The sequence below is a fragment of the Pseudomonas sp. SORT22 genome (assembly GCF_018417635.1).
Classification (GTDB): Bacteria; Pseudomonadota; Gammaproteobacteria; order Pseudomonadales; family Pseudomonadaceae; genus Aquipseudomonas.
This window is the reverse complement of record NZ_CP071007.1, coordinates 1,783,305-1,804,008: the sequence shown is the minus strand read 5'-3', so window position 1 is coordinate 1,804,008 and position 20,704 is coordinate 1,783,305. Positions and strand designations below refer to the sequence as shown.

22 protein-coding genes are annotated in these 20,704 nt (G+C 62.7%); 3 read left to right on the top strand and 19 right to left on the bottom strand.

Translation table 11 applies throughout. The features are described from left to right. Positions 1 to 33: 33 nt before the first annotated feature. The 6 genes from acpP to JYG36_RS08495 form a co-directional block, all read right to left on the bottom strand. Positions 34 to 270: an acyl carrier protein gene (gene acpP, locus JYG36_RS08520; RefSeq protein WP_003175607.1), complete on the bottom strand. Its 237-nt coding sequence runs from the start codon at positions 268 to 270 to the stop codon at positions 34 to 36. A gap of 196 nt (positions 271 to 466) precedes the next feature. Next, entirely contained in the window at positions 467 to 1,207 is a 741-nt protein-coding gene (fabG, locus tag JYG36_RS08515; RefSeq protein ID WP_038994156.1) for a 3-oxoacyl-ACP reductase FabG, read from the bottom strand. Positions 1,208 to 1,223: 16 nt separating this feature from the next. Beyond that, positions 1,224 to 2,162, bottom strand: a complete 939-nt coding sequence (gene fabD, locus JYG36_RS08510) for an ACP S-malonyltransferase (protein ID WP_213603587.1) — start codon at positions 2,160 to 2,162, stop codon at positions 1,224 to 1,226. 129 nt (positions 2,163 to 2,291) lie between these two features. After that, entirely contained in the window at positions 2,292 to 3,302 is a 1,011-nt protein-coding gene (plsX, locus tag JYG36_RS08505; RefSeq protein WP_082075402.1) for a phosphate acyltransferase PlsX, read from the bottom strand. Positions 3,303 to 3,305: 3 nt separating this feature from the next. Next, entirely contained in the window at positions 3,306 to 3,488 is a 183-nt protein-coding gene (gene rpmF / locus JYG36_RS08500; protein WP_010223221.1) for a 50S ribosomal protein L32, read from the bottom strand. A 13-nt stretch (positions 3,489 to 3,501) separates the two neighbouring features. Continuing rightward, entirely contained in the window at positions 3,502 to 4,029 is a 528-nt protein-coding gene (locus JYG36_RS08495) for a YceD family protein (protein WP_045195168.1), read from the bottom strand. A 95-nt stretch (positions 4,030 to 4,124) separates the two neighbouring features. Between JYG36_RS08495 and JYG36_RS08490 the strand changes: the two genes are divergently transcribed. Then, positions 4,125 to 4,703 (top strand): Maf family protein, encoded by a 579-nt coding sequence (locus JYG36_RS08490; protein ID WP_213603585.1) that lies wholly within the window; start codon positions 4,125 to 4,127, stop codon positions 4,701 to 4,703. Between the two features lie 52 nt (positions 4,704 to 4,755). On the opposite strand, the gene JYG36_RS08485 is transcribed toward JYG36_RS08490, so the two are convergent. Genes JYG36_RS08485 through rluC form a run of 3 tightly spaced genes read right to left on the bottom strand, consistent with a single transcriptional unit; the run spans position 4,756 to position 7,379 of the window. Next, positions 4,756 to 5,748 (bottom strand): S49 family peptidase, encoded by a 993-nt coding sequence (locus tag JYG36_RS08485; RefSeq protein ID WP_213603583.1) that lies wholly within the window; start codon positions 5,746 to 5,748, stop codon positions 4,756 to 4,758. Continuing rightward, positions 5,741 to 6,433: an HAD family hydrolase gene (locus JYG36_RS08480; protein ID WP_045195174.1), complete on the bottom strand. Its 693-nt coding sequence runs from the start codon at positions 6,431 to 6,433 to the stop codon at positions 5,741 to 5,743. Before JYG36_RS08480 ends, JYG36_RS08485 begins: the two co-directional genes overlap by 8 nt. Next, positions 6,423 to 7,379: a 23S rRNA pseudouridine(955/2504/2580) synthase RluC gene (gene rluC, locus JYG36_RS08475; RefSeq protein ID WP_045195176.1), complete on the bottom strand. Its 957-nt coding sequence runs from the start codon at positions 7,377 to 7,379 to the stop codon at positions 6,423 to 6,425. The genes JYG36_RS08480 and rluC overlap by 11 nt, the downstream gene beginning before the upstream one ends. Before the next feature lie 744 nt (positions 7,380 to 8,123). On the opposite strand from rluC, the gene rne reads away from it, so the two are divergent. After that, positions 8,124 to 11,291 carry a ribonuclease E gene (rne, locus tag JYG36_RS08470; protein WP_213603581.1) on the top strand — a complete coding sequence of 1,056 codons (3,168 nt, stop codon included), beginning with the start codon at positions 8,124 to 8,126 and terminating at the stop codon, positions 11,289 to 11,291. Positions 11,292 to 11,357: 66 nt separating this feature from the next. Here the strand turns inward: rne and murB are convergent, their stop codons facing one another. The 8 genes from murB to JYG36_RS08430 form a co-directional block, all read right to left on the bottom strand. Continuing rightward, positions 11,358 to 12,377, bottom strand: a complete 1,020-nt coding sequence (gene murB / locus JYG36_RS08465) for a UDP-N-acetylmuramate dehydrogenase (RefSeq protein WP_213603579.1) — start codon at positions 12,375 to 12,377, stop codon at positions 11,358 to 11,360. Then, positions 12,374 to 12,838 carry a low molecular weight protein-tyrosine-phosphatase gene (locus tag JYG36_RS08460; RefSeq protein ID WP_045195182.1) on the bottom strand — a complete coding sequence of 155 codons (465 nt, stop codon included), beginning with the start codon at positions 12,836 to 12,838 and terminating at the stop codon, positions 12,374 to 12,376. Before JYG36_RS08460 ends, murB begins: the two co-directional genes overlap by 4 nt. Beyond that, positions 12,838 to 13,602 carry a 3-deoxy-manno-octulosonate cytidylyltransferase gene (kdsB, locus tag JYG36_RS08455; protein ID WP_045195184.1) on the bottom strand — a complete coding sequence of 255 codons (765 nt, stop codon included), beginning with the start codon at positions 13,600 to 13,602 and terminating at the stop codon, positions 12,838 to 12,840. Before kdsB ends, JYG36_RS08460 begins: the two co-directional genes overlap by 1 nt. Continuing rightward, the gene (locus tag JYG36_RS08450; RefSeq protein WP_038994143.1) at positions 13,599 to 13,784 is read right to left on the bottom strand and encodes a Trm112 family protein; all 186 of its coding nucleotides are present in this window, start codon (positions 13,782 to 13,784) and stop codon (positions 13,599 to 13,601) included. The genes kdsB and JYG36_RS08450 overlap by 4 nt, the downstream gene beginning before the upstream one ends. Before the next feature lie 38 nt (positions 13,785 to 13,822). Then, positions 13,823 to 14,833 carry a tetraacyldisaccharide 4'-kinase gene (gene lpxK / locus JYG36_RS08445; protein ID WP_093380565.1) on the bottom strand — a complete coding sequence of 337 codons (1,011 nt, stop codon included), beginning with the start codon at positions 14,831 to 14,833 and terminating at the stop codon, positions 13,823 to 13,825. Further along, the gene (gene pocB / locus JYG36_RS08440) at positions 14,833 to 15,264 is read right to left on the bottom strand and encodes a flagellar polar localization protein PocB (protein WP_045195189.1); all 432 of its coding nucleotides are present in this window, start codon (positions 15,262 to 15,264) and stop codon (positions 14,833 to 14,835) included. Before pocB ends, lpxK begins: the two co-directional genes overlap by 1 nt. Next, complete coding sequence (gene pocA, locus JYG36_RS08435; protein ID WP_176794233.1) at positions 15,261 to 15,896, bottom strand: flagellar polar localization protein PocA; 636 nt, start codon at positions 15,894 to 15,896, stop codon at positions 15,261 to 15,263. Before pocA ends, pocB begins: the two co-directional genes overlap by 4 nt. A gap of 70 nt (positions 15,897 to 15,966) precedes the next feature. Next, the gene (locus JYG36_RS08430; protein WP_213603577.1) at positions 15,967 to 18,189 is read right to left on the bottom strand and encodes a DNA internalization-related competence protein ComEC/Rec2; all 2,223 of its coding nucleotides are present in this window, start codon (positions 18,187 to 18,189) and stop codon (positions 15,967 to 15,969) included. Between the two features lie 143 nt (positions 18,190 to 18,332). On the opposite strand from JYG36_RS08430, the gene JYG36_RS08425 reads away from it, so the two are divergent. Then, on the top strand, positions 18,333 to 18,875 hold the full coding sequence (locus JYG36_RS08425; RefSeq protein ID WP_045195193.1) for a DUF2062 domain-containing protein: 543 nt from the start codon (positions 18,333 to 18,335) through the stop codon (positions 18,873 to 18,875). On the opposite strand, the gene JYG36_RS08420 is transcribed toward JYG36_RS08425, so the two are convergent. Both JYG36_RS08420 and JYG36_RS08415 read right to left on the bottom strand, forming a co-directional pair. Beyond that, positions 18,843 to 19,622 carry an ABC transporter permease gene (locus JYG36_RS08420; protein ID WP_045195195.1) on the bottom strand — a complete coding sequence of 260 codons (780 nt, stop codon included), beginning with the start codon at positions 19,620 to 19,622 and terminating at the stop codon, positions 18,843 to 18,845. The two genes, JYG36_RS08425 and JYG36_RS08420, sit on opposite strands and share 33 nt — an antisense overlap. Beyond that, the gene (locus JYG36_RS08415) at positions 19,619 to 20,551 is read right to left on the bottom strand and encodes an ABC transporter ATP-binding protein (RefSeq protein WP_213603574.1); all 933 of its coding nucleotides are present in this window, start codon (positions 20,549 to 20,551) and stop codon (positions 19,619 to 19,621) included. Before JYG36_RS08415 ends, JYG36_RS08420 begins: the two co-directional genes overlap by 4 nt. Positions 20,552 to 20,704 lie beyond the last annotated feature (153 nt).

Sequence of the window (20,704 nt, the reverse complement as noted above, 5' to 3'; positions counted from 1 at the left end):
TTTTCCATGACAAGAAGCGACGACTACAACGTCTTAGGCCTGGTGGCTGGTGACGTAGTCGATAGCAGCTTGAACAGTAGTGATCTTCTCGGCTTCTTCGTCAGGGATTTCGGTCTCGAATTCCTCTTCCAGAGCCATCACCAGCTCAACGGTGTCAAGGGAATCGGCACCCAGATCTTCGACGAAGGAAGCAGTGTTCACTACTTCTTCTTCTTTAACGCCCAGTTGCTCGGCGACGATTTTCTTGACGCGTTCTTCGATGGTGCTCATACCTTGTTTTCACTCCTAATGGACATATGTCAGGCAGCTGGCCGGTGTGTAAGTGTATAGAAAGACGTCTGCTTTTCAAGCGCAACACGCCTTGCAAGACCACACCTGCCAACCGACTAGAATCTGGTTGCAGCTTTATAACGGATTTTAGACAGCTCGTATGACATTTTTTTGATGCAATCCGTCACATTCAATTTTACATGTACATGCCGCCGTTGACCGGAATGGTCGCGCCGGTGACATAACCTGCACCTTCGGAGGCCAGGAAAGCCACCACATTGGCGATCTCCTGAGCCTGGCCCAGACGCCCCAGGGGGATCTGGGTCTGCAGCGCTTCACGCTGAGCTTCAGGCAGCTCGCGAGTCATGTCGGTGTCGATGAAGCCCGGGGTCACCGAGTTGACGGTGATCGCGCGGGAGCCGACTTCACGCGCCAGGGCGCGGCTGAAGCCCTCCAGGCCGGCCTTGGCGGCAGCGTAGTTGACCTGGCCGACGTTACCCATGGCACCGACCACCGAGCCGATGCTGATGATACGACCCCAGCGCGCCTTGGTCATGCCGCGCAGCACGCCCTTGGACAGACGGTAGAGGCTGTTCAGGTTGGTGTCGATGACGTCGAACCACTCGTCGTCCTTCATGCGCAGCATGAGGTTGTCGCGGGTGATGCCGGCGTTGTTGACCAGAATGGTCGGCGCACCGAACTGCTCCTGGATCTTGGCCAGGGTAGCGGTGACCGACTCGTCGCTGGTCACGTTCAGCTCAAGGCCAGTGCCGGTGATGCCGTGCTCCTTGAGGGTCGCGGCGATACGCTCGGCGCCCGAAGCGGAGGTGGCGGTACCGATCACGGTAGCGCCCAGACGGCCCAGCTCCAGGGCGATAGCCTGGCCGATACCACGGCTGGCGCCGGTAACCAGGGCAACTTTACCTTGCAGGCTCATGCAAGTTTCTCCTAAATCAGGCCAGCGCCGCACGAGTGGCGGCGACAGCATCTGGGGTATTGAGGTTGTAGGTGGTCACGCCATCGGCGCAACGCTTGTTCAGACCGGCCAGAACCTTGCCCGGGCCGCATTCGACCAGGTTGACCGCACCCTTGGCGGCCAGGGTCTGCACGCACTCGACCCAACGCACTGGCTTGTACAGCTGCTCCAGCAGATCGCGCTTGAGGGTGTCGAGGTCCGCGGCAACGGCAGCGCTGACGTTTTGCACCAGCGGGATTTGCGGGGCCTGCCAGTCGATGGCATTGACCGACTCGGCAAAGCGCTCGGCTGCCGGGCGCATCAGCTCACAGTGCGACGGCACGCTGACCGGCAGTGGCAGTGCGCGCTTGGCGCCAGCAGCCTTACAGGCTTCCATGGCACGCTCAACGGCGGCCTTGGCACCGGCGATGACTACCTGACCTGGCGAGTTGAAGTTCACCGCGCTGACCACTTCGCCCTGGGCTGCTTTTGCGCAGATATCCACGACAGCGGCATCGTCCAGACCCAGGATTGCCGCCATGGCGCCCTGCCCGGCCGGTACGGCCTCTTGCATGAGCTCGCCGCGGCGCTTGACCAGTTTAACGGCGTCACCCAGGCTCAGGCTGCCGGCGGCGACCAGGGCGCTGTACTCACCCAGGCTGTGACCGGAAACGAACGCCGGACGCGCGCCGCCCTCAGCCAGCCACAGGCGCCACAAGGCGATCGAGGCGGTAAGGATGGCCGGCTGGGTTTTGTCGGTTTGGTTGAGTTGCTCTTCCGGACCGTTCTGGGTCAGCGCCCAGAGGTCATAGCCCAGAGCCTCGGAGGCCTCACGGAAGGTATCAATGACCAGCGGATGCTGGCCGCCCAGCTCGGCGAGCATGCCGAGGGACTGCGAACCTTGACCGGGAAAGACGAATGCGAGGGATGCAGACATTGAACAAGCCCCTAGTGATCTTGTCGTCGGAAATTAAGCGCCCAGCACCAGGCTGAGCACAAGAAACTGAAGAGTTGGATGGTAGCGAGGACCAAGCGGTCACATTTAACCACTTCCTGAGGCATATGCCTAAAGCAACAGGTCTTCCAGGCGCCCGTGCAAACGTTGCGGCAGGTTCTCCTGGATCTCGATCAAAGCGCGCTGGATGGCGCTCTGCAAGCCCTGCACCCCGGCAGAGCCATGGCTCTTGATGACAATGCCCTGCAGGCCGAGAAAGCTTGCGCCATTATGTCGCGCCGGCGCCAGGTCAGCCTGCAGGCGGCGCAGCAGGGGCATGGCCACGGCGCCGGCCAGGCGCGCGCCGAGCCCGCCCTTGAACAACGCCTCGATGCGCGAGCCGATCATGGTCGCCAGGCCCTCGCTGGACTTGAGCAGGATATTGCCGACAAAACCGTCGCACACCACCACATCCGCCTCGCCACGGTACAAGCCGTCACCTTCGACGAAACCGATGTAGTTCAGGCCGCGGGCGTTCTGCAGCAGGCTGGCCGCAAGCTTGACCTGCTGGTTGCCCTTGATGTCTTCAGTGCCAACATTGAGCAAGGCTACGCGCGGGCGCGAGATACCCAGGGCCTGGGCGGCCACCGAGCCCATCACGGCAAACTGATAGAGGTTTTCTGCACTGCAGTCGACATTGGCGCCCAGGTCGAGCAGCTGGCAATAGCCGGTCTGGGTGGGAATGGCGGCAACCATGGCCGGGCGATCGATACCGGGCAGGGTTTTCAGCACATAGCGCGAAAGGGCCATCAGCGCACCGGTGTTGCCGGCACTGACGCAGGCCTGAACCTTGCCATCACGCAATAATTCGAGGGCCACGCGCATGGACGAATCGGGCTTGCTGCGCAGCGCCTGTGACGGCCGCTCGTCCATGCCGATCACTTCGCTGGCGGCCACGATCTGCAGGCGCGCGCGATCCGCTGCCGACTGGCCAGCGATCAGATCTTCAAGGAGGGAGGGTTGACCGACAAGGGTCAGGTGCAGCGAGGGGGTAGCCGACAGGCAAGCAATACTCGCCTGAACAATGCTGCGGGGACCGAAGTCCCCGCCCATTGCGTCAATCGCGATGATCTGAGCGGACAAGGATTACTCGTCAGCGCCCTTGTCGATCACTTTACGACCACGGTATACGCCTTCTGGCGATACGTGGTGACGCAGGTGCACTTCACCAGTGGTTTTCTCTACGGACAGAGCGTTTTCCGAGAGGGCGTCGTGCGAACGGCGCATGTCACGGGCAGAGCGGGATTTTTTGTTCTGCTGAACAGCCATAATTGATTAACTCCTAAACGTTTGGGTCACGCTTTAACTGCGCCAATACACTGAACGGGTTGGACCGTGTTACCTCGTCCTTGCTCGGTTCGGGCTCATCGGCGCCCGCCGGCTGCTGGCATTCTTCCGGATGATGAGCAGGCACGATAGGCAAGGCGAGCAGAAGCTCTTCCTCGACCAAGGCCTGCAGATCCAAAGGATCTTCGCCCAGTTCCAGCACGTCATAACCTTTCGGCAACGACTGGGTATTCGCACCCTCCTTCACCACGGCGTAAGTACATTCGCTGTGGATCGGCAGGGTGACCAGCTCAAGACAACGCTGGCAAACCATCTTGACCTCGACGCGCAGGTCGGTGTGGATAACCACAGCCTTCTGCTCGTCGCGCTCAAAATCGAATTTAGCCTGCACCGTACCGACAGTGTCGGAAAGCGGGTCGCAGAGTCTCTCCAAATCGGCGAGCTGCAGTGTTCCTTCGAGGGAAACACCACGATCGGCCAATTTGCGCGGGTCAACGTGAGGTGGAATCGGGTCATTCAACATAGGCGCAGCATTCTAGGGATGACCCCCGCCCCTGTCAAAGGAAATTCGGCTCCGTTCAGCATGTTAGAATCGTTTCACCTGTTCAGGAGTCTATCATGCTGCCTTTATTACTGGCTTCCAGCTCACCCTACCGACGCGAACTGCTCGAGCGTCTGCGCCTGCCCTTCAGTTGGGCATCGCCGGATATCGATGAACATCGGCTGGACGAAGAGCCCGCCCTTGAGCTGGTCAAGCGCCTGGCCCGGGAGAAAGCCCAGGCCCTGGCCGGCAGCCATCCCGGGCACCTGATCATCGGCTCCGACCAGGTCGCGGTGCTCGGCGAGCAGATCCTCGGCAAGCCGCACACCTTCGAGCGCGCCTGCGAGCAACTGCTGGCAGCCAGCGGCAACCATGTGACCTTTCTCACCGGCCTGGCGCTGCTCAACAGCGCCACCGGCCACTGCCAGGTCGACTGCGTGCCGTTCACGGTAAACATGCGCGAACTGGACCTGCCACGCATCGAGCGCTACCTGCGCGCCGAACAGCCCTACGACTGCGCCGGCAGCTTCAAGGCCGAAGGCCTGGGCGTCAGCCTGTTCCAGAGCACCCACGGCGTGGATGCCACCAGCCTGATCGGCCTGCCACTGATCCGCCTGGTAGACATGCTGCAGGCCGAAGGCGTCAGCCTGCCCTGACGCGCACAAAAAAGCCGACCTCGACGGTCGGCTTTTTCAATGCATCAGGCAATCAACGCAGCGATGGCCCCTGAAAGCCCATCCACATCGCCAGGTGCTCGGCCACACTGGCCCCCAGGCGCTTGGAGAAGCGATCGAACGGCGACTCCTCGACGGTAAAGTCAACCAGCTCCTTCTCCCCTACCACCTCGCGTGCCACGTAACCGGCGCTGCCCAGGCCATCCACCAGGCCCAGGGCCATGGCTTGCTCGCCCGACCAGATCAGACCACTGAACAGCTCAGGGTGCTCCTTGTCCTTGAGGCGCTCGCCACGACCCTGCTTGACACTGGCAATGAACTGCTTGTGGGTGGTTTCCAGCACGCCCTGCCAGAACGCCGTCTCTTCAGGCTTTTGCGGCTGGAACGGATCAAGGAAGGCCTTGTGCTCACCCGCGGTATAGGTACGACGCTCGACGCCGAGCTTTTCCATGGTGCCGACAAAACCGTAACCGGCCGCCGTTACACCGATGGAGCCCACCAGGCTGGCCTTGTCGGCGTAGATCTGATCAGCGGCACTGGCGATGTAGTAAGCGCCGGAAGCGCCGAGATCGCTGATCACCGCATACAGCTTGATCGTCGGGTATTCGGCACGCAGGCGGCGGATTTCATCGTAGATGTAACCTGACTGCACCGGACTGCCGCCCGGGCTGTTGATACGCAGGATCACCGCCTTGGTTTTCGGGTCCTTGAACGCTTCGCGCAGGCCGCTGACGATATTGTCGGCACTGGCCGGCTCCTGGTCGGCGATCATGCCGCGCACCTCGACCAGCGCGGTATGGCTGACGCTGCGCGAGGCCGCCTTGTCCATGTTCATCAAAGGCGTGAACAGGGCAAAAATGCCGAACAGGTAAACAAAGGTCAGCAGCTTGAAAAAGATCCCCCAGCGCCGCGCCCGACGCTGCTCCTGAACACCGGCCAGGAGGGTTTTCTCCAGCAGCTTCCAGCTCTTCTGTTCTTCGTTGCTGTCGTTACTTTCGGCGCTGGGCGCCTTCCACTCGTCAGCCATGCTCACCTACCCTGGAATGTACTGCTGCAGGCGTGCAGCGAAGCCAGGCCTGCAACTGTGAAAAATGATCGATACACACCTGTGGCCCGAAGGCACTCAAGGCCTCAAGCGACATGGCGCCGTAACCCACCGCCACCGAATGCATGCCGGCATTGCTGGCCATCAACAAGTCGAAGGAAGAATCTCCGACCATCAATGCACGCTGCGGTTCGACCTGGCAATGGGCAAGAATCTCCTCAAGCATCTGCGGGTGCGGCTTGCCGCGGCTTTCGTCGGCTGCACGGGTGATATCGAAGTAATCTTCCCAACCATTGGCGCGTAACACCCGATCAAGCCCGCGCCGGGCCTTGCCGGTGGCTACCGCCAGGCGATAACCCTCGGCACGAAAGGCCTCCAGCGACTCGACCACGCCCTCGAACAGCGGCGAAGGCTGGTCATCCAGGGCCATGTAGACGTCGGCATAGTGCTGGCGAAACTGCACGATCTGCTCGGCATCCAGCTGCGGATACAACACGCTGATGGCCTCGGGCAACGCCAGGCCAATGATACCTTTGACCGCGTCATCCGCGCAGATGGCATAGCCGGCGCGACCGGCGGCCAGGTGCATGGCCTCGACGATACGGCCAATGGAGTCGGCGAGGGTACCGTCCCAGTCGAAGATCAGCAGGTCGTAATTACGCTGCACCCAGGCGCTCCACGGTCTTGGCCCACATTTCGTCTACCGGCGCTTCGAGCTTGAGCTCGCCGCCATCGGGCAGCGGCACGGTCAGGGCATAAGCATGCAGAAACAGGCGCTTGCCGCCCAGGTCGCGGATTTCACGGGTGAAATCTTCATCGCCATACTTGCTGTCGCCAGCAATGCAATGCCCGGCATGCAGGGCATGCACGCGGATCTGGTGGGTACGACCGGTGATCGGCCGCGCCTCGACAATGGTGGCAAATTCGCCAAAACGGCGCAGCACGCGGAAGATCGTCAGCGCTTCCTTGCCTTCGTCGTTGACCTCGACCATGCGCTCGCCGGAGCGCAGGTTGCTCTTGAGCAACGGCGCATTGACCTGCTTCTTGGCGGTGGCCCAATGACCGCGGACCAGGGCCATGTAGCGCTTGTCGACACCGTCGCCGCGAAGGGCAGCGTGCAAATGGCGCAACATGCTGCGTTTCTTGGCAATCATCAACAGACCCGAGGTGTCGCGGTCCAGGCGATGGACCAGCTCCAGCTCCTTGGCGTCCGGGCGCATCTGACGAAAGGCTTCGATCACGCCGAAATTCAGGCCGCTGCCACCGTGTACGGCGATGCCGGCCGGTTTGTTGAGCACAATCAGGGCCTTGTCTTCATAGACAATCGCCGCCTCAAGGCGCTGAAGCAAGCCCTGAGCCACCGGTACCGGCTCGTCGCGCTCGGGCAGACGAACGGGCGGCACGCGCACGATGTCGCCCGCCTGCAGCTTGTACTCGGGCTTGATCCGGCCCTTGTTCACGCGCACTTCGCCTTTACGCAAAATGCGGTAAATCAAGGTCTTGGGAACACCCTTGAGCTTCGTTACGAGGAAATTATCGATTCGTTGGCCGGCAAGTTCCGGCGCGACCTCGATCAGCTGGACGCCGGAGGTCGGAGGGGCAGTAGTCGTCATTTGCCAATCATAACAATTTTTTATGGATTTGAAGCACTTAATGATTGCTGCTATAGTCGCGAACGCCGCCAAAAGCGGCTGGCCAGCGGACTCACGGCTTTCAGCCGGCCCTGACCGACGCAATTCTCGAGGACGCGAGGCCGTCCGACGGGGCTTTCGCCAGTTTACAGAAATGCCTGGAATCGCCACCAGCGCCGTGCAGAGAAGACCGATAAAAAACTACAAGAGCGGTATTTCACCCTCCCCCACGTTTTTTTCGCTGCCACTCTGTCAGTGCCGTCAATTTCACGCAGTCATGGCGACGGCTTCGGAAATACCAGCCTTGGACATAAAAGGCGCGGGCTCCCGTATGGAGCTGGCGAAAATGCAACCCGTTGCGGATTCAGCGCGCGGCAGCACCCGAATTATCAGGGATACGTGTAGGGTGGAGATGCACAACCGTCGGACCGTGTAGTACTGCGTCCAGTCCACCGGCCTATTGGCCAGGCGACCGGACCCGGTCTTGATCAAGATGCCCCACGGGCGTCCACGGCCGAAGGCTGATTCCTCCTCCTGACTGAGTGCATTTGACACCACAGCAAGCAGGACGCGTCGTCGCGACTTCGGCAGTACTGGGTGACCAGTCGGACTCGAAAGTTGCTGGACACGGGGGTGGCCCGCCACCCCTTGCGCACCTGACACCGACCGTGAGAAGTCGTGTGTGCCGAACGCCGTTTCCGGCAGCCCGGAAACCGACGGTATTACATGAAAAGAATGCTGATTAACGCGACTCAACCCGAAGAGTTGCGTGTAGCTCTGGTGGACGGCCAACGTCTCTACGACCTGGACATCGAGTCCGGCGCGCGTGAGCAGAAAAAGGCCAACATCTACAAAGGCCGGATCACCCGGATCGAACCTAGCCTGGAAGCCGCTTTCGTCGACTTCGGCTCCGAGCGTCACGGCTTCCTGCCGCTGAAGGAAATCTCCCGCGAATACTTCAAGAAGTCGCCAGAAGGCAGGGTGAACATCAAGGAAGTGCTCAGCGAAGGCCAGGAAGTCATCGTCCAGGTCGAGAAAGAAGAGCGCGGCAACAAGGGCGCCGCCCTGACCACCTTCATCAGCCTGGCCGGTCGCTACCTGGTGCTGATGCCGAACAACCCGCGTGCCGGCGGCATCTCCCGTCGTATCGAAGGCGAAGAGCGCAACGAACTGCGCGAAGCCCTCAACGGCCTGGTCGCCCCTGCCGACATGGGCCTGATCGTGCGCACTGCCGGCCTTGGCCGCAGCAGCGAAGAAATGCAGTGGGACCTCGACTACCTGCTGCAGCTGTGGACCGCGATCAAGGAAGCTTCCCAGGACCGCGCCGCGCCATTCCTGATCTACCAGGAAAGCAACGTCATCATCCGCGCCATCCGTGACTACCTGCGTCAGGACATCGGCGAAGTACTGATCGACAGCATCGACGCCCAGGAAGAAGCCCTGACCTTCATCCGCCAGGTCATGCCGCAGTACGCCAGCAAGATCAAGCTGTATGAAGACAGCGTGCCGCTGTTCAACCGCTTCCAGATCGAAAGCCAGATCGAGACCGCCTTCCAGCGCGTCGTCGACCTGCCGTCCGGCGGCTCGATCGTTATCGACCCGACCGAAGCCCTGGTCTCCATCGACATCAACTCGGCGCGCGCCACCAAAGGCAGCGACATCGAGGAAACCGCCCTGCAGACCAACCTGGAAGCGGCTGAGGAAATCGCCCGCCAGCTGCGCCTGCGTGATATCGGCGGCCTGATCGTGATCGACTTCATCGACATGACCCCGGCCAAGAACCAGCGCGCCGTGGAAGAAAAAGTCCGCGAATGCCTGGAAGCCGACCGTGCCCGCGTACAGGTTGGGCGCATCTCGCGCTTCGGCCTGCTGGAAATGTCCCGTCAGCGCCTGCGTCCTTCGCTGGGCGAAAGCAGCGGCATCGTCTGCCCACGCTGCAGCGGCACCGGCATCATCCGTGACGTCGAATCGCTGTCGCTGGCCATCCTGCGCCTGATCGAAGAAGAAGCCCTGAAAGACCGCACCGCCGAAGTCCGCGCGCAAGTGCCGATTCCGGTTGCCGCCTTCCTGCTCAACGAGAAACGCAATTCGATCACCAAGATCGAGCTGCGCACCCGGGCGCGTATCGTCATCCTGCCGAACGACCACCTGGAAACCCCGCATTTCGAAGTCCAGCGCCTGCGCGACGACAGCCCGGAAGCCCTGAGCAGCCAGTCCAGCTACGAAATCGCCGCCGCCGAGACCGAAGAAGTCCAGCCGACTGCCGCTACCCGCACCCTGGTGCGCCAGGAAGCTGCGGTCAAGACCGCTCCGGCCCGCGCCAACGCTCCAGTACCTACCGAAGCTGCCGCGCCAGTGGCTGCTCCAGTCCACGCTCCTGAGCCAAGCCTGTTCAAAGGCCTGGTGAAGTCGCTGGTCAGCCTGTTCGCCGGCAAGGACGAGCCTGCCGCCGCCCCTGTGGTTGCCGAGAAGCCCGCCACCGAACGCCCGCAGCGCAACGAAGAGCGCCGCAACGGTCGCCAGCAGAGCCGCAACCGCAACGGACGTCGCGACGAAGACCGCAAGCCGCGTGAAGAGCGTGCCGAGCGCGCCCCGCGTGAAGAGCGTCAGCCTCGCGAAGCCCGCGAAGAAGCACCGGCCCGCGAAGAACGTGCACCACGTCAGCCGCGCGAAGAGCGTCAAGCTCGCGCCCCACGTGAAGAGCGCCGCTCCCGTGAAGAGCGTCCGGTCCGCGAACTGCGCGAGCCGCTGGACGCCGCTACCCCGGCGGTCCGTGAAGAACGCCCTGAGCGCGCCCCACGTGAAGAGCGCCAGCCTCGTGAAGAACGTGCTCCACGCGAAGAACGCGCCCCACGTGAAGAGCGCGCACCGCGCGAAGAACGTGCACCGCGTGAAGAGCGTGCCCCACGCGAAGAGCGCGCTCCGCGCCCACCGCGTGAAGAACGCCAGCCGCGCCCGGCCGAACAGGCTGCCGACGCTGCTGAAGAGCAACTGCCGAACGAAGAGCTGCTGCAGGATGACAACCAGGAAGGTACCGAAGGCGAACGCCCTCGCCGCCGCTCCCGTGGCCAGCGTCGTCGCAGCAACCGTCGTGAGCGTCAACGCGATGCCAACGGTAACCTGGTAGAAGGTTCGGAAGACGGCAGCGACGAGCAGCCTCAAGCCAGCGAACTGGGTGCTGAACTGGCCGCAGGCCTGGCCGTGACCGCCGCTGTTGCCACCAGCAACATCAGCGCCGCTGCCGAAGCCCAAGCCAACCAGCAGGCTGAACGTGCCACCGCTACTGTCGAAGAGCAGGCGGTTGTTGAAGTCGCGGCCAGCGAAACCGTCGTCGAAGCAACTCAGCCAGTCGTTGAAGCGGCTGAAGTCGCCGAAGTGGTTCAAGCAACTGAAGCAACCGAAGTGGTAGAAACTGCCCAGGTCGCTGAAGTCACTGCCGCGCCGGTTGTCGAACAGCCCTTCACTGCCCGGGTCGAAGCAGCAGAAGCCGTAGAAACCAGCATCGCGCCGGTTATCGAAGCCCCTGTTGCTGCCCCGGCTGAAGTGGTCGAGCCGGTTGCTGCGGTCGAGCCAGCACCTGAAGTCCTGGCACCTGTAGTGGCCGAGCCGGTAGTCGTTGCTGAAGTGGTCGAAGCGCCTGCGCCAGTAGTTGCCGAGCCTGCAGCGGTTGAAGAGCCAGCGGTTGAAGCTCCTGCCAGTGCTCTGACCAGCAACGGTCGCGCACCGAACGACCCACGTGAAGTACGCCGTCGCAAGCGTGAAGCCGAAGCTGCCGCAGCCGCTGCTGCAGTGGCCGCCGCCGAAGCCAGCGCTGCTGTAGTCGCTGAAGAGGCGCCTGCTGCACCGGCTGAAGAAGTGGTTGAAGAAAAAGAAGAGCACAAACCGCTCGTCTGATCTTCCAGGCTGAAAAAAAGCCCCGCCAGGTAACTGGCGGGGCTTTTTTATTGCCGTTGGGAGCGGTTAATAAAGGTTTGGCTCCATCTCCAGCTCAACCCCGAAACGCTCGAGGATATCGGCCTGGATCTTCTGCGCCAGCTGATGCAACTGCACACCGGTGGCCTGGCCATAGTTGACCAGCACCAGCGACTGCAATCGGTGCACCCCGGCATCGCCTTCGCGATGGCCCTTCCAGCCCGCCTGTTCGATCAGCCAGCCGGCAGCCAGCTTGAACTGGCCATCAGCCTGTGGATAAGCCACCAGCCCCGGATACTGCAAACGGATCTTGTCGGCCAGCACAGCTGCCACCACCGGGTTCTTGAAGAAACTTCCGGCATTGCCCAGCTCGACCGGGTCAGGCAGTTTTTCCCGGCGGATGCTGCAAATCGCATCACTGACATTTTGCGCCGTCGGCTGGCTGATGCCTTGCTCGTTCAGGCGCTGGCGCACCGGACCGTAGTCCAGGTGGGCATGCATGAGCCGGCTCAAGGCAAAGCGCACCCGCAGGATCAACCAGCGCCCCGGGTTGCGCTTGAACAGGCTGTCGCGGTAGGCGAAGGCGCACTCTTGCAGGCTGAAGTCGCGCAGCTCACCCGTCTGGCGATCCAGTGCGGTGAGCCCGGCGAACACGTCCTTGATCTCGACGCCATAGGCGCCAATGTTCTGCATCGGCGCGGCGCCGACCGTGCCCGGAATCAGGCTGAGGTTCTCAAGCCCGGCCAGGCCTTGGGCCAGACTCCATTGCACAAACGGGTGCCAGGGTTCGCCAGCTTCGGCCTCGACCACCACCCGCTCACCATCGTCAGACAAGATGCGCAGGCCACGGCTGGCCATGCGCAGCACCAGCGCCTGGATATCGGCAGTCAGCAACAAGTTGCTACCGCCTCCCACCACCAGCACCGGTACTCCCTGATCAGCCGCCTGGGCCAAGGCCTGACGAGCCTCTTCGTCGTTGTGGGCTTCAGTGAAAAACTGGGCCTTAACGTCGATACCGAAGGTGTTAAATGGCTTGAGCGAAACTTGTTGCTGCCACTGCCCGCTCATAGACGACCCTTGAGTTCGGTGACCAAACGGCTGCAGGCGATTTCGATCAGGTCGAGGACCTGTTCGAAATCCTCCTCGGCGCCGTAGTAAGGATCCGGCACCTCATCCAGCGCGCCGTCATAGCGGCGCAGGAACAGGTCCAGCTCGGCTTTGGCCGTGGCCGGGCGCATGCCCTGCAGATGGCCAAGATTGCTCTTGTCCATAGCCAGGATCAGGTCGTAGTCATTGAAGTGCGCGGCCTTGATTTGCTGCGCACGCTGCTGCGACAAGTCATAGCCACGAATGCGCGCGGTGCGGCAGGTGCGCGCATCAGGCTGCTTGCCGACATGCCAGTCGCCAGTGCCAGCCGACGCCACTTCGACCAGTTCGGCCAGGCCTTCGGCGCGCAATTGCTGACGCAGCACGCCTTCGGCGGTAGGCGAGCGGCAGATATTGCCCAGGCACACGAACAAAACCCGCATCAGGCCTCCAGCAAGCGCCGTACGCGCTCCAGGTCTTCAGGGGTATCGACGCCCACGGGCGGCGCATCGATGGCATCGGCAACGTGAATACGCACGCCATGCCAGAGCGCCCGCAACTGCTCCAGCGATTCGGTCTTCTCCAGCCAGCACGGGCCCCAGGCGACGAAGTCCTGCAGGAAGCCGGCGCGATAGGCGTACATGCCGATGTGGCGACGGTACGGCACGCCTTGCGGCATCTGCTCACGGTTCTGGGCAAAGGCATCCCGCGCCCAGGGCAACGGTGCGCGGCTGAACGTCAGGGCCAGACCATTGCAATCGCTGACCACCTTGACCGCATTGGGATTGAACAGCGCTTCGACGTCACTGATCGGCTCGGCCAGGGTGGCGATGCCGGCCTCGGGATGGGCCGCCAGGTTGGCCGCCACCTGATCGATGATCACCGGCGGAATCAGCGGCTCGTCACCCTGCACGTTGACCACGATGGCATCGGCAGCCAGGCCCAGCTTGGCGGCGACTTCAGCCAAACGGTCGGTACCGGAGTCATGGTCTTCGCGGGTCATCAGCACTTCAGCGCCAAAGGCCTCGCAGGCCTTGAAGATATCCGCGTCGTCGGTGGCGATTACCACACGGTTGGCGCTGCTTTTGCGAGCCTGTTCCCAGACGTGCTGGATCATCGGCTTGCCGGCAATCGGCAGCAACGGCTTGCCGGGCAAGCGCGTGGAGCGCAGCCGCGCCGGAATCACAACGGTAAAGGCCAGGCTCATTTGTCCAGACGCTCGTCATCGGTCAGGGTACGGGCTTCGCTTTCGAGCATCACCGGGATACCGTCGCGGATCGGATAGGCCAGACCCGCGCCCTTGCTGATCAGCTCGGTCTTGTCGGCGCTGAGCTTGAGCGGGCCCTTGCAGATCGGGCAGGCAAGGATATCGAGCAGTTTGGTGTCCATGGAAATTCCTCAGGCCAGTGGCCGGAAAAAGAAACGAATCAGGAGGGCCGCGACCCGGGCAGCAAGCGTGCAAGCTGTGTGTCGAACCAGGCCTTGAAGGCCGGCGAAGGCACAGCATCGACCGCAAGGTACCACCAGTCGTCGGCAGCGAAGGCGCGGCATTTGACCGCGTCCTTCTCGGTCATGACCAGGGGCAGCGCAGGGCTGAAGCTCAGGGCCTGGGCGCTGTATTGGGCATGATCGGCAAAAGGGTGTGGCACAGGTCGCCAGTTTAGCCCCTGCAAGGTATTGAAGAAACGTTGCGGGTTGCCAATGCCGGCCACCGCGTGCACGGCCTGGCCTGGCTCAAAGAAGTCGAGGCCACGGCGCTCGCCACTGCGCAGGTTGACCAGTGCAGTAGGTTGCAGGGCAAAGGCAAAACCGTCTTCGCGGTCGGTCGTGGCGCCGTTGTAAAGCACCGCGTCGACGTCCTGCAGGCGTTCCACCGGCTCGCGCAGGGGGCCGGCCGGCAGGCAGCGGCGGTTACCCAGGCCACGGGCGGCATCGATCAACACCAGTTCCAGGTCGCGGGCCAGCCGGTAATGTTGCATGCCGTCGTCACACAGGATCAGGTCCAGCGGCTCGCTGGCCAGCAATGCCTGAACCGCACGCGAACGGTCCGGGTCGATCATCAGCGGCACGCCGCTGCGCTGGACGATCAGCAAAGGTTCATCACCCGCCTCAGCCGCGCTTTGCTCGGCACGTACGCGCCACGGCAACTGTGGCGGCCTGGCGCCATAGCCACGGCTGACCACGCCGACACGCAGGCCCTGCTGGCGGCAATGCTCGATCAACCAGAGGATCATCGGTGTCTTGCCGGTGCCGCCGACGGTGATGTTGCCCACCACGATGACCGGCACCGGCGCGCGGTAGCTGGGGCTCTCGCCACTGAGAAAGCGCGCGCGCTTGCCCAGCACCACGCGACGATAGAGGGCTTCGAGCGGACGCAGCAGCGCCAGGGCCGGATGCCCGGCGTACCAGGCATCGAGCAGACGATCGGCAAAGGCCATCAGGGCGTCCCCTGAGCCGCCTCGACCGTGGTCATGCGCAACTGGCTGAAACCGAGCTTGCCGGCCGCATCCATGGCAGTCACCACCGCCTGGTGCGGGGTCTTGCCGTCGGCGCTGATCGACAACGGCAGTTTGGTGTCCCCTGCGGATTCCTGCTGCAGGGCTTCAATGAGGGTCGCCAGGTCGCTCTTGGGCAACAGGTGGTTGTTCACCGAATAGACGCCGTCGGCGCTGATGGTGATGTCCAGTTGCTTGAGCTCCGAATCCGGTGCCGGCGCGCCGCTGACCGACTCCGGCAGCTCGACACGCAACTGGGTTTCGCGAGTGAAGGTGGTGGTGACCACGAAAAACAGCAGCAGGATGAACACCACGTCGATCAGCGAGGCCAGGTTGATGTCCACGGTCTCCCGTGGCTTGCGCCGGAATTTCACGCCTTGCCCTCGGCCAGGTCGACATCACGGTCGCCCTGCACCACTTCGACCAGCTTGATCGCTTCCTGCTCCATACCGACCACCAGCTCGTCGATACGACGCTGCAGGAAACGGTGGAAGAACACCGACGGAATACCGACCATCAGGCCGGCCGCGGTGGTGATCAGTGCCTTGGAGATACCGCCGGCGAGCACTGCAGCATTGGTGGTCATGCCGGTACCCATGAAGGCGCTGAAGATGTCGATCATGCCCAGCACGGTGCCGAGCAAGCCCAGCAGCGGCGCCATGGCGGCGATGGTGCCCAGGGCATTGATGTAGCGCTCCAGCTCGTGAATGACACGCGCTGCGGCCTCTTCGATGCATTCCTTCATGATTTCGCGGCCATGGCGCGAGTTGGCCAGGCCTGCGGCAAGGATCTCGCCCAGCGGCGAATCGGCGCGCAGGGCCTTGAGCTTGTCACTGGTGAGCTGTTTGTCCTTGATCCACATCCACACCTGGCCCAGCAGGTGCGGTGGCGTAACCCGGCTGGCGCGCAAGGTCCAGAGACGCTCGGCGACGATCGCCATGGCAGCGATGGAACTCAGAATGATCGGCAGCATCATCCAGCCACCGGACTTGACCAATTCCCACACAGTAAGCATCCCCTCGAAAAAGTCCGCCACTTTACCATAGGACCCCAGGGGGCTCATCTGCCGAAGGTCGTCATCTCGGTTCACGCCAGAAACGCCGCTGGGCACGCAACCCCTCAGGCTCGCCGAACACACCCAGGCGCAGGCGCAAGGCACCGTGGTCGACATTGTCATAGGCCTGGATACCATGCGTCCGATAGCGCGCCATGACCTCCGGGTGCGGATGCCCGAAGGCGTTGTAGCGCCCGCGCGAAATCAGCACGCCGCGCGGGGTAGCAGCCTTTAACAAGGCCTCGCTGGAGGAGCTGCGACTGCCGTGATGGGGCGATTGCAGCCAGTCGACCGTGGTCGCCTGCCAGCCCCGCGCCCAGGCCCGTTCGCCACGGGCATCGAGATCGCCGGTGAGCAGCAGTTTTTCGCCGTTTGCCTCGACCAGCAGCACACAGGAATCCTGGTTGCTGTCGCCAGCATCCTGCCACTGCCACAGTGAAAAATTCACCCCGTCCCACTGCCAGCGTTCGCCGCTGCTGCACGGCTGCGCTTGCAGCACTTCAGGCAAGGCCGCAGCCTCACCAGCCTGCACCCGCAGCACCGGCAACCCGCGCTGCACGGCGCGGGCGCCCCCGGCGTGATCGGCGTCGGCGTGGCTGAGCAACATCAGGTCGAGCTTGCTTACCCCCAGCTTGCGCAAGCTGGGAAGCACTACCCGCTCGCCCAGATCGAAATCGCCCATGGCCGGGCCGGCGTCATACAACATGGCGTGGTGCCGGGTGCGCAGCACAAAGGCCAGCCCCTGGCCGACATCCAGCTGCCAGACCTCTACCTGCCCCTGCGGCACGCGCTCTCGGGGCGCAAACACCGCCAACAGCAACAATGGCCAGCCCAGCACCCGCATCGGTATGCCACGCGGCAACAACACCAGCAATGCCCCCAGGCACACCAGCAACCAGGCCCAGAACGGCAATGGTTCTGGGATCCAGGCCGGTTGCCAAATCGCCACATGCGCCAGCAAGCGAAACAAACCGTCGAGCAGGCCGCCGGCAAGCCACAGCAAGCCTTCCCCCAGAAGCGGCACCGGCAGCAACACAGTGCCGAGCAACGCCATTGGCAACACCGCAAGGCTGATCCACGGCACTGCCAGCAGATTGATCAGCGGCGCCGTCAGGCTCACCGGCAAACCTTGCGCCAGCAGCACCGGCAGCAAGCCGATGGCGATCAACCACTGGGCGCGACTCCAGGCCAGCCAGGGGTTCCAGGCGCCAAGGCGGCCGCTGAAGGTGAAGATCAGAATGGCCACGGCCATGAACGACAGCCAGAAGCCCGGCTGCAAGCTGGCCAATGGTTCCCACAGCAGCACTGCATCGAGCGCCAGCAACAACGGCAGCCCGACACCCAGGTGACGAAAGCGCAGGCGCCAGAGCAGCACCATGGCCAGCATCATGCAGGCGCGCTGCACCGGCACCTGAAACCCGGCCAGCAAGCCATAGGCCAGTGCTGCGGCAAAGGCCAGCGCACAGGCCCAAGGCAGCCAGGGTAGCCGTTGCGGCCACCAGCCCAGGCGCGCCAGCCCGGCAATCAAGGCGTATACCAGCCCGGCCAACAGGCCAATATGCTGGCCGGAAATCACCAGCAAGTGCACCGTGCCGGTGGCCTGCAGCGCTTGCCAGTCCTGGCGCGCCAAAGCGCCGCCATCGCCGAGTATCAAGGCCACCAGCGCCGCCTCCCGGCCCTGGGCATCAACGCTGAGCAAGCGCTGGCGCAGATCATCCCGCCAGGCCGCCGTTGCCGGCAGCAGCCGCTCGCCGGCCTTGACGCTGCCGGTGGCGCCGATGCGCCGGGCCAACAGGTTGGCCTCCTGGTCCGGGCCGTGAGGATTGAGCAAACCTGCGGGGCGCTTGAGGCTGACTGCCAAACGCCAGTATTCACCGCTATTGACCGCCGGGCCGCCGAACCAGCTGAGCTGCATGCGCCTTGGCAATTGCCCCCGGCGCGACTCGGCATCGCTCAACTCGAACCTCACCGAGCGCGCACCCTGCTCCGGCAAACCAGTAACCCGGCCCTCTATCCACAGGGTACGGCCATCGAACTGCGCCGCCAGGCGCTCATCCAACGCCCATTGCGCCGAGACACAGGCCCAGCTCAAGCCCAGCAGAAACAGCCCGGCGGGCCACAGCCGCGTAGGCAGGCAGCAAAGCCCGGCAATTGCCAGCAGGACAAGTATCCAGACGGGCGGCAAAGCCGGCAGGAACCCGAGGCTGAGCAGCCCGAGTGCAAGCGCCAACATCCCTGTGCGCATAAGCGTGAAGCTCCAGAAGTAAACCACCCCCTGAGGCTTAGATCAGTGACGGCAACCGCTCGCTAAATAATTGTCACAAAGTCTGAATAAGGCACTTTTAGAATCCGTGCATACTGGCACCCTTCAGATTGCCGAGACCCCACATGCCGCGTCGTCTCTTCAAACGCTACATGCCCGATCCGACCAGCATCAGGGAACACAAATCCTTACGCTTTCTCGGCCGGCTGTTGCACGACCCCAACCTCTGGCACCTCAACCGGCATTCGGTTGCGCGCGCCATGGCTGTCGGCCTGTTCGCCGCTTTCATTCCGATTCCGATGCAAATGCTGCTGGCCGCAAGCCTGGCGATCATGGTCCGCGGCAACATGCCGATCGCGGTCAGCCTGGTGTGGCTGACCAACCCGATCACCATGCCGCCGGTGTTCTTCTGCACCTACCAGATGGGCGCCTGGCTGATGCAGATCCCACCACGCACCCTGCCTGAAGAACTGACCTTCGAGTGGATCACCGACCAGCTGTCGACCCTGTGGCAGCCGTTCCTGCTCGGCTCAGTGGTGTGTGGCGTGCTGCTCGGCGCCCTCGCCTACTGCCTGACCATGCTCTACTGGCGCTGGTGGGTCGGCAGGCAGTGGCGCCGGCGCAAGGTCAAACAATCAGGTGCGCATTCCTCGCCCACTGACCAGTAACCGCGCGCAGCCGATATACAGCACTGCCGTGGCGACCAGCATGAAGCTGATGGCGACGCCGATGCGGATGTCCGACACGCCGAGAATGCCGTAGCGGAACGAGTTGACCATGTGCAATACCGGGTTGGCCATCGACACGGTCTGCCAGAACGGCGGCAACAGGGTAATCGAGTAGAACACCCCGCCCAGGTAGGTCAGCGGCGTCAACACGAAGGTCGGGATGATCGAGATGTCATCGAAGTTGCGGGCGAACACGGCGTTGATGAAGCCCAGCAGCGAGAAGATTGTCGCCGTCAGCAGCACCACGACAATGGTCACGCCCAGGTGATGAACCTGCAGGTCGGTGAAGAACAGCGACAGCAAGGTGACGATCACCCCTACCGCCAAGCCGCGCAACACGCCGCCCAGGGTGTAGCCGACGAGGATGGTATGCGGCGACACCGGCGACACCATCAGTTCCTCGATCGAACGCTGGAACTTGCTGCCGAAGAAGCTCGAGACCACGTTGCCGTAGGAGTTGGTGATCACCGACATCATGATCAGCCCCGGGACGATGTACTCCATGTAGGTGAAGCCGCCCATGTCGCCGATCTGCCGGCCGATCAGGTTACCGAAAATCACGAAGTACAAAACCATGGTGATCGCCGGGGGCAGCAGGGTCTGCGGCCAGATCCGGGTAAAACGGCGTACTTCGCGGTAGACGATGGTATTGAGGGCGACCAGGTTGGCGCTCAGTTCCGAACTCATACCGCCACCTTTGCCAGGTTTTTCTCAACCAGGGACACGAACAGCTCCTCGAGACGATTGGTCTTGTTGCGCAGGCTCTGCACCTCGATGTTCTGCAGCGCCAGCTGGCCGAACAGCGCAGTAATGCCCACTTCCTTGTCAACTTGCACTTCCAGGGTGTGCGGGGTGATCAAGCGGCACGGATAGCCGACCAGGTTTGGCGCCTGGGGCAGGTCCTGCTTGAGGTCGAGCAGGAAGGTCTCGACATGCAGCTTGCTCAGCAAGGCGCGCATGCTGGTGTTCTCGACGATGGTGCCGTGGTCGATGATGCCGATGTGACGGCACAACTGCTCAGCCTCTTCCAGGTAATGGGTGGTGAGGATGATGGTGATGCCTTTCTGGTTGAGCTCGGTCAAAAAGCTCCACATCGACCGGCGCAGCTCGATATCCACACCCGCGGTCGGCTCGTCGAGGATCAGCAGGCGCGGCTCGTGGATCAGCGCGCGGGCGATCATCAGGCGGCGTTTCATGCCGCCCGACAGCGAGCGCGACGGCACATCGCGCTTGTCCCACAGGCCCAACTGGGTCAGGTACTGCTCGGCCCGCTCCTTGGCGACCTTGGCCGGGATACCGTAGTAACCGGCCTGGGTGACGACAATGTCGAAGGTCTTTTCAAACTGGTTGAAGTTGAACTCCTGCGGCACCACGCCGATGCAGCGCTTGAGCGCGGCGGGCTGGCGATCGAGGTCGTGACCAAAGATGCTGACGCTGCCGCTGGTCTTGTTGACCAGGGTCGAGAGGATGCCGATGGTGGTGGATTTGCCGGCGCCGTTGGGGCCGAGCAAGGCGAAGAAGTCACCTTCGGCGACATCCAGGTCAATGCCCTTGAGGGCCTGGAAACCGTTGCCGTAGGTTTTGGTTAGCTGCCTTATGGACAGAGCAGAACTCATAGCGGGTCGCGTACCAGTGTGGAAGGTTCTAGACGCGGCCGGGCGAGGCCAGCCGCAGTGAATAGGAGCATGGTGCTTGTGCAGACCAGACAAGTACAGTCATGTGTATCGATATTAACTATCAGCTTGACCGCACTTTCCCGGTAACCGTCA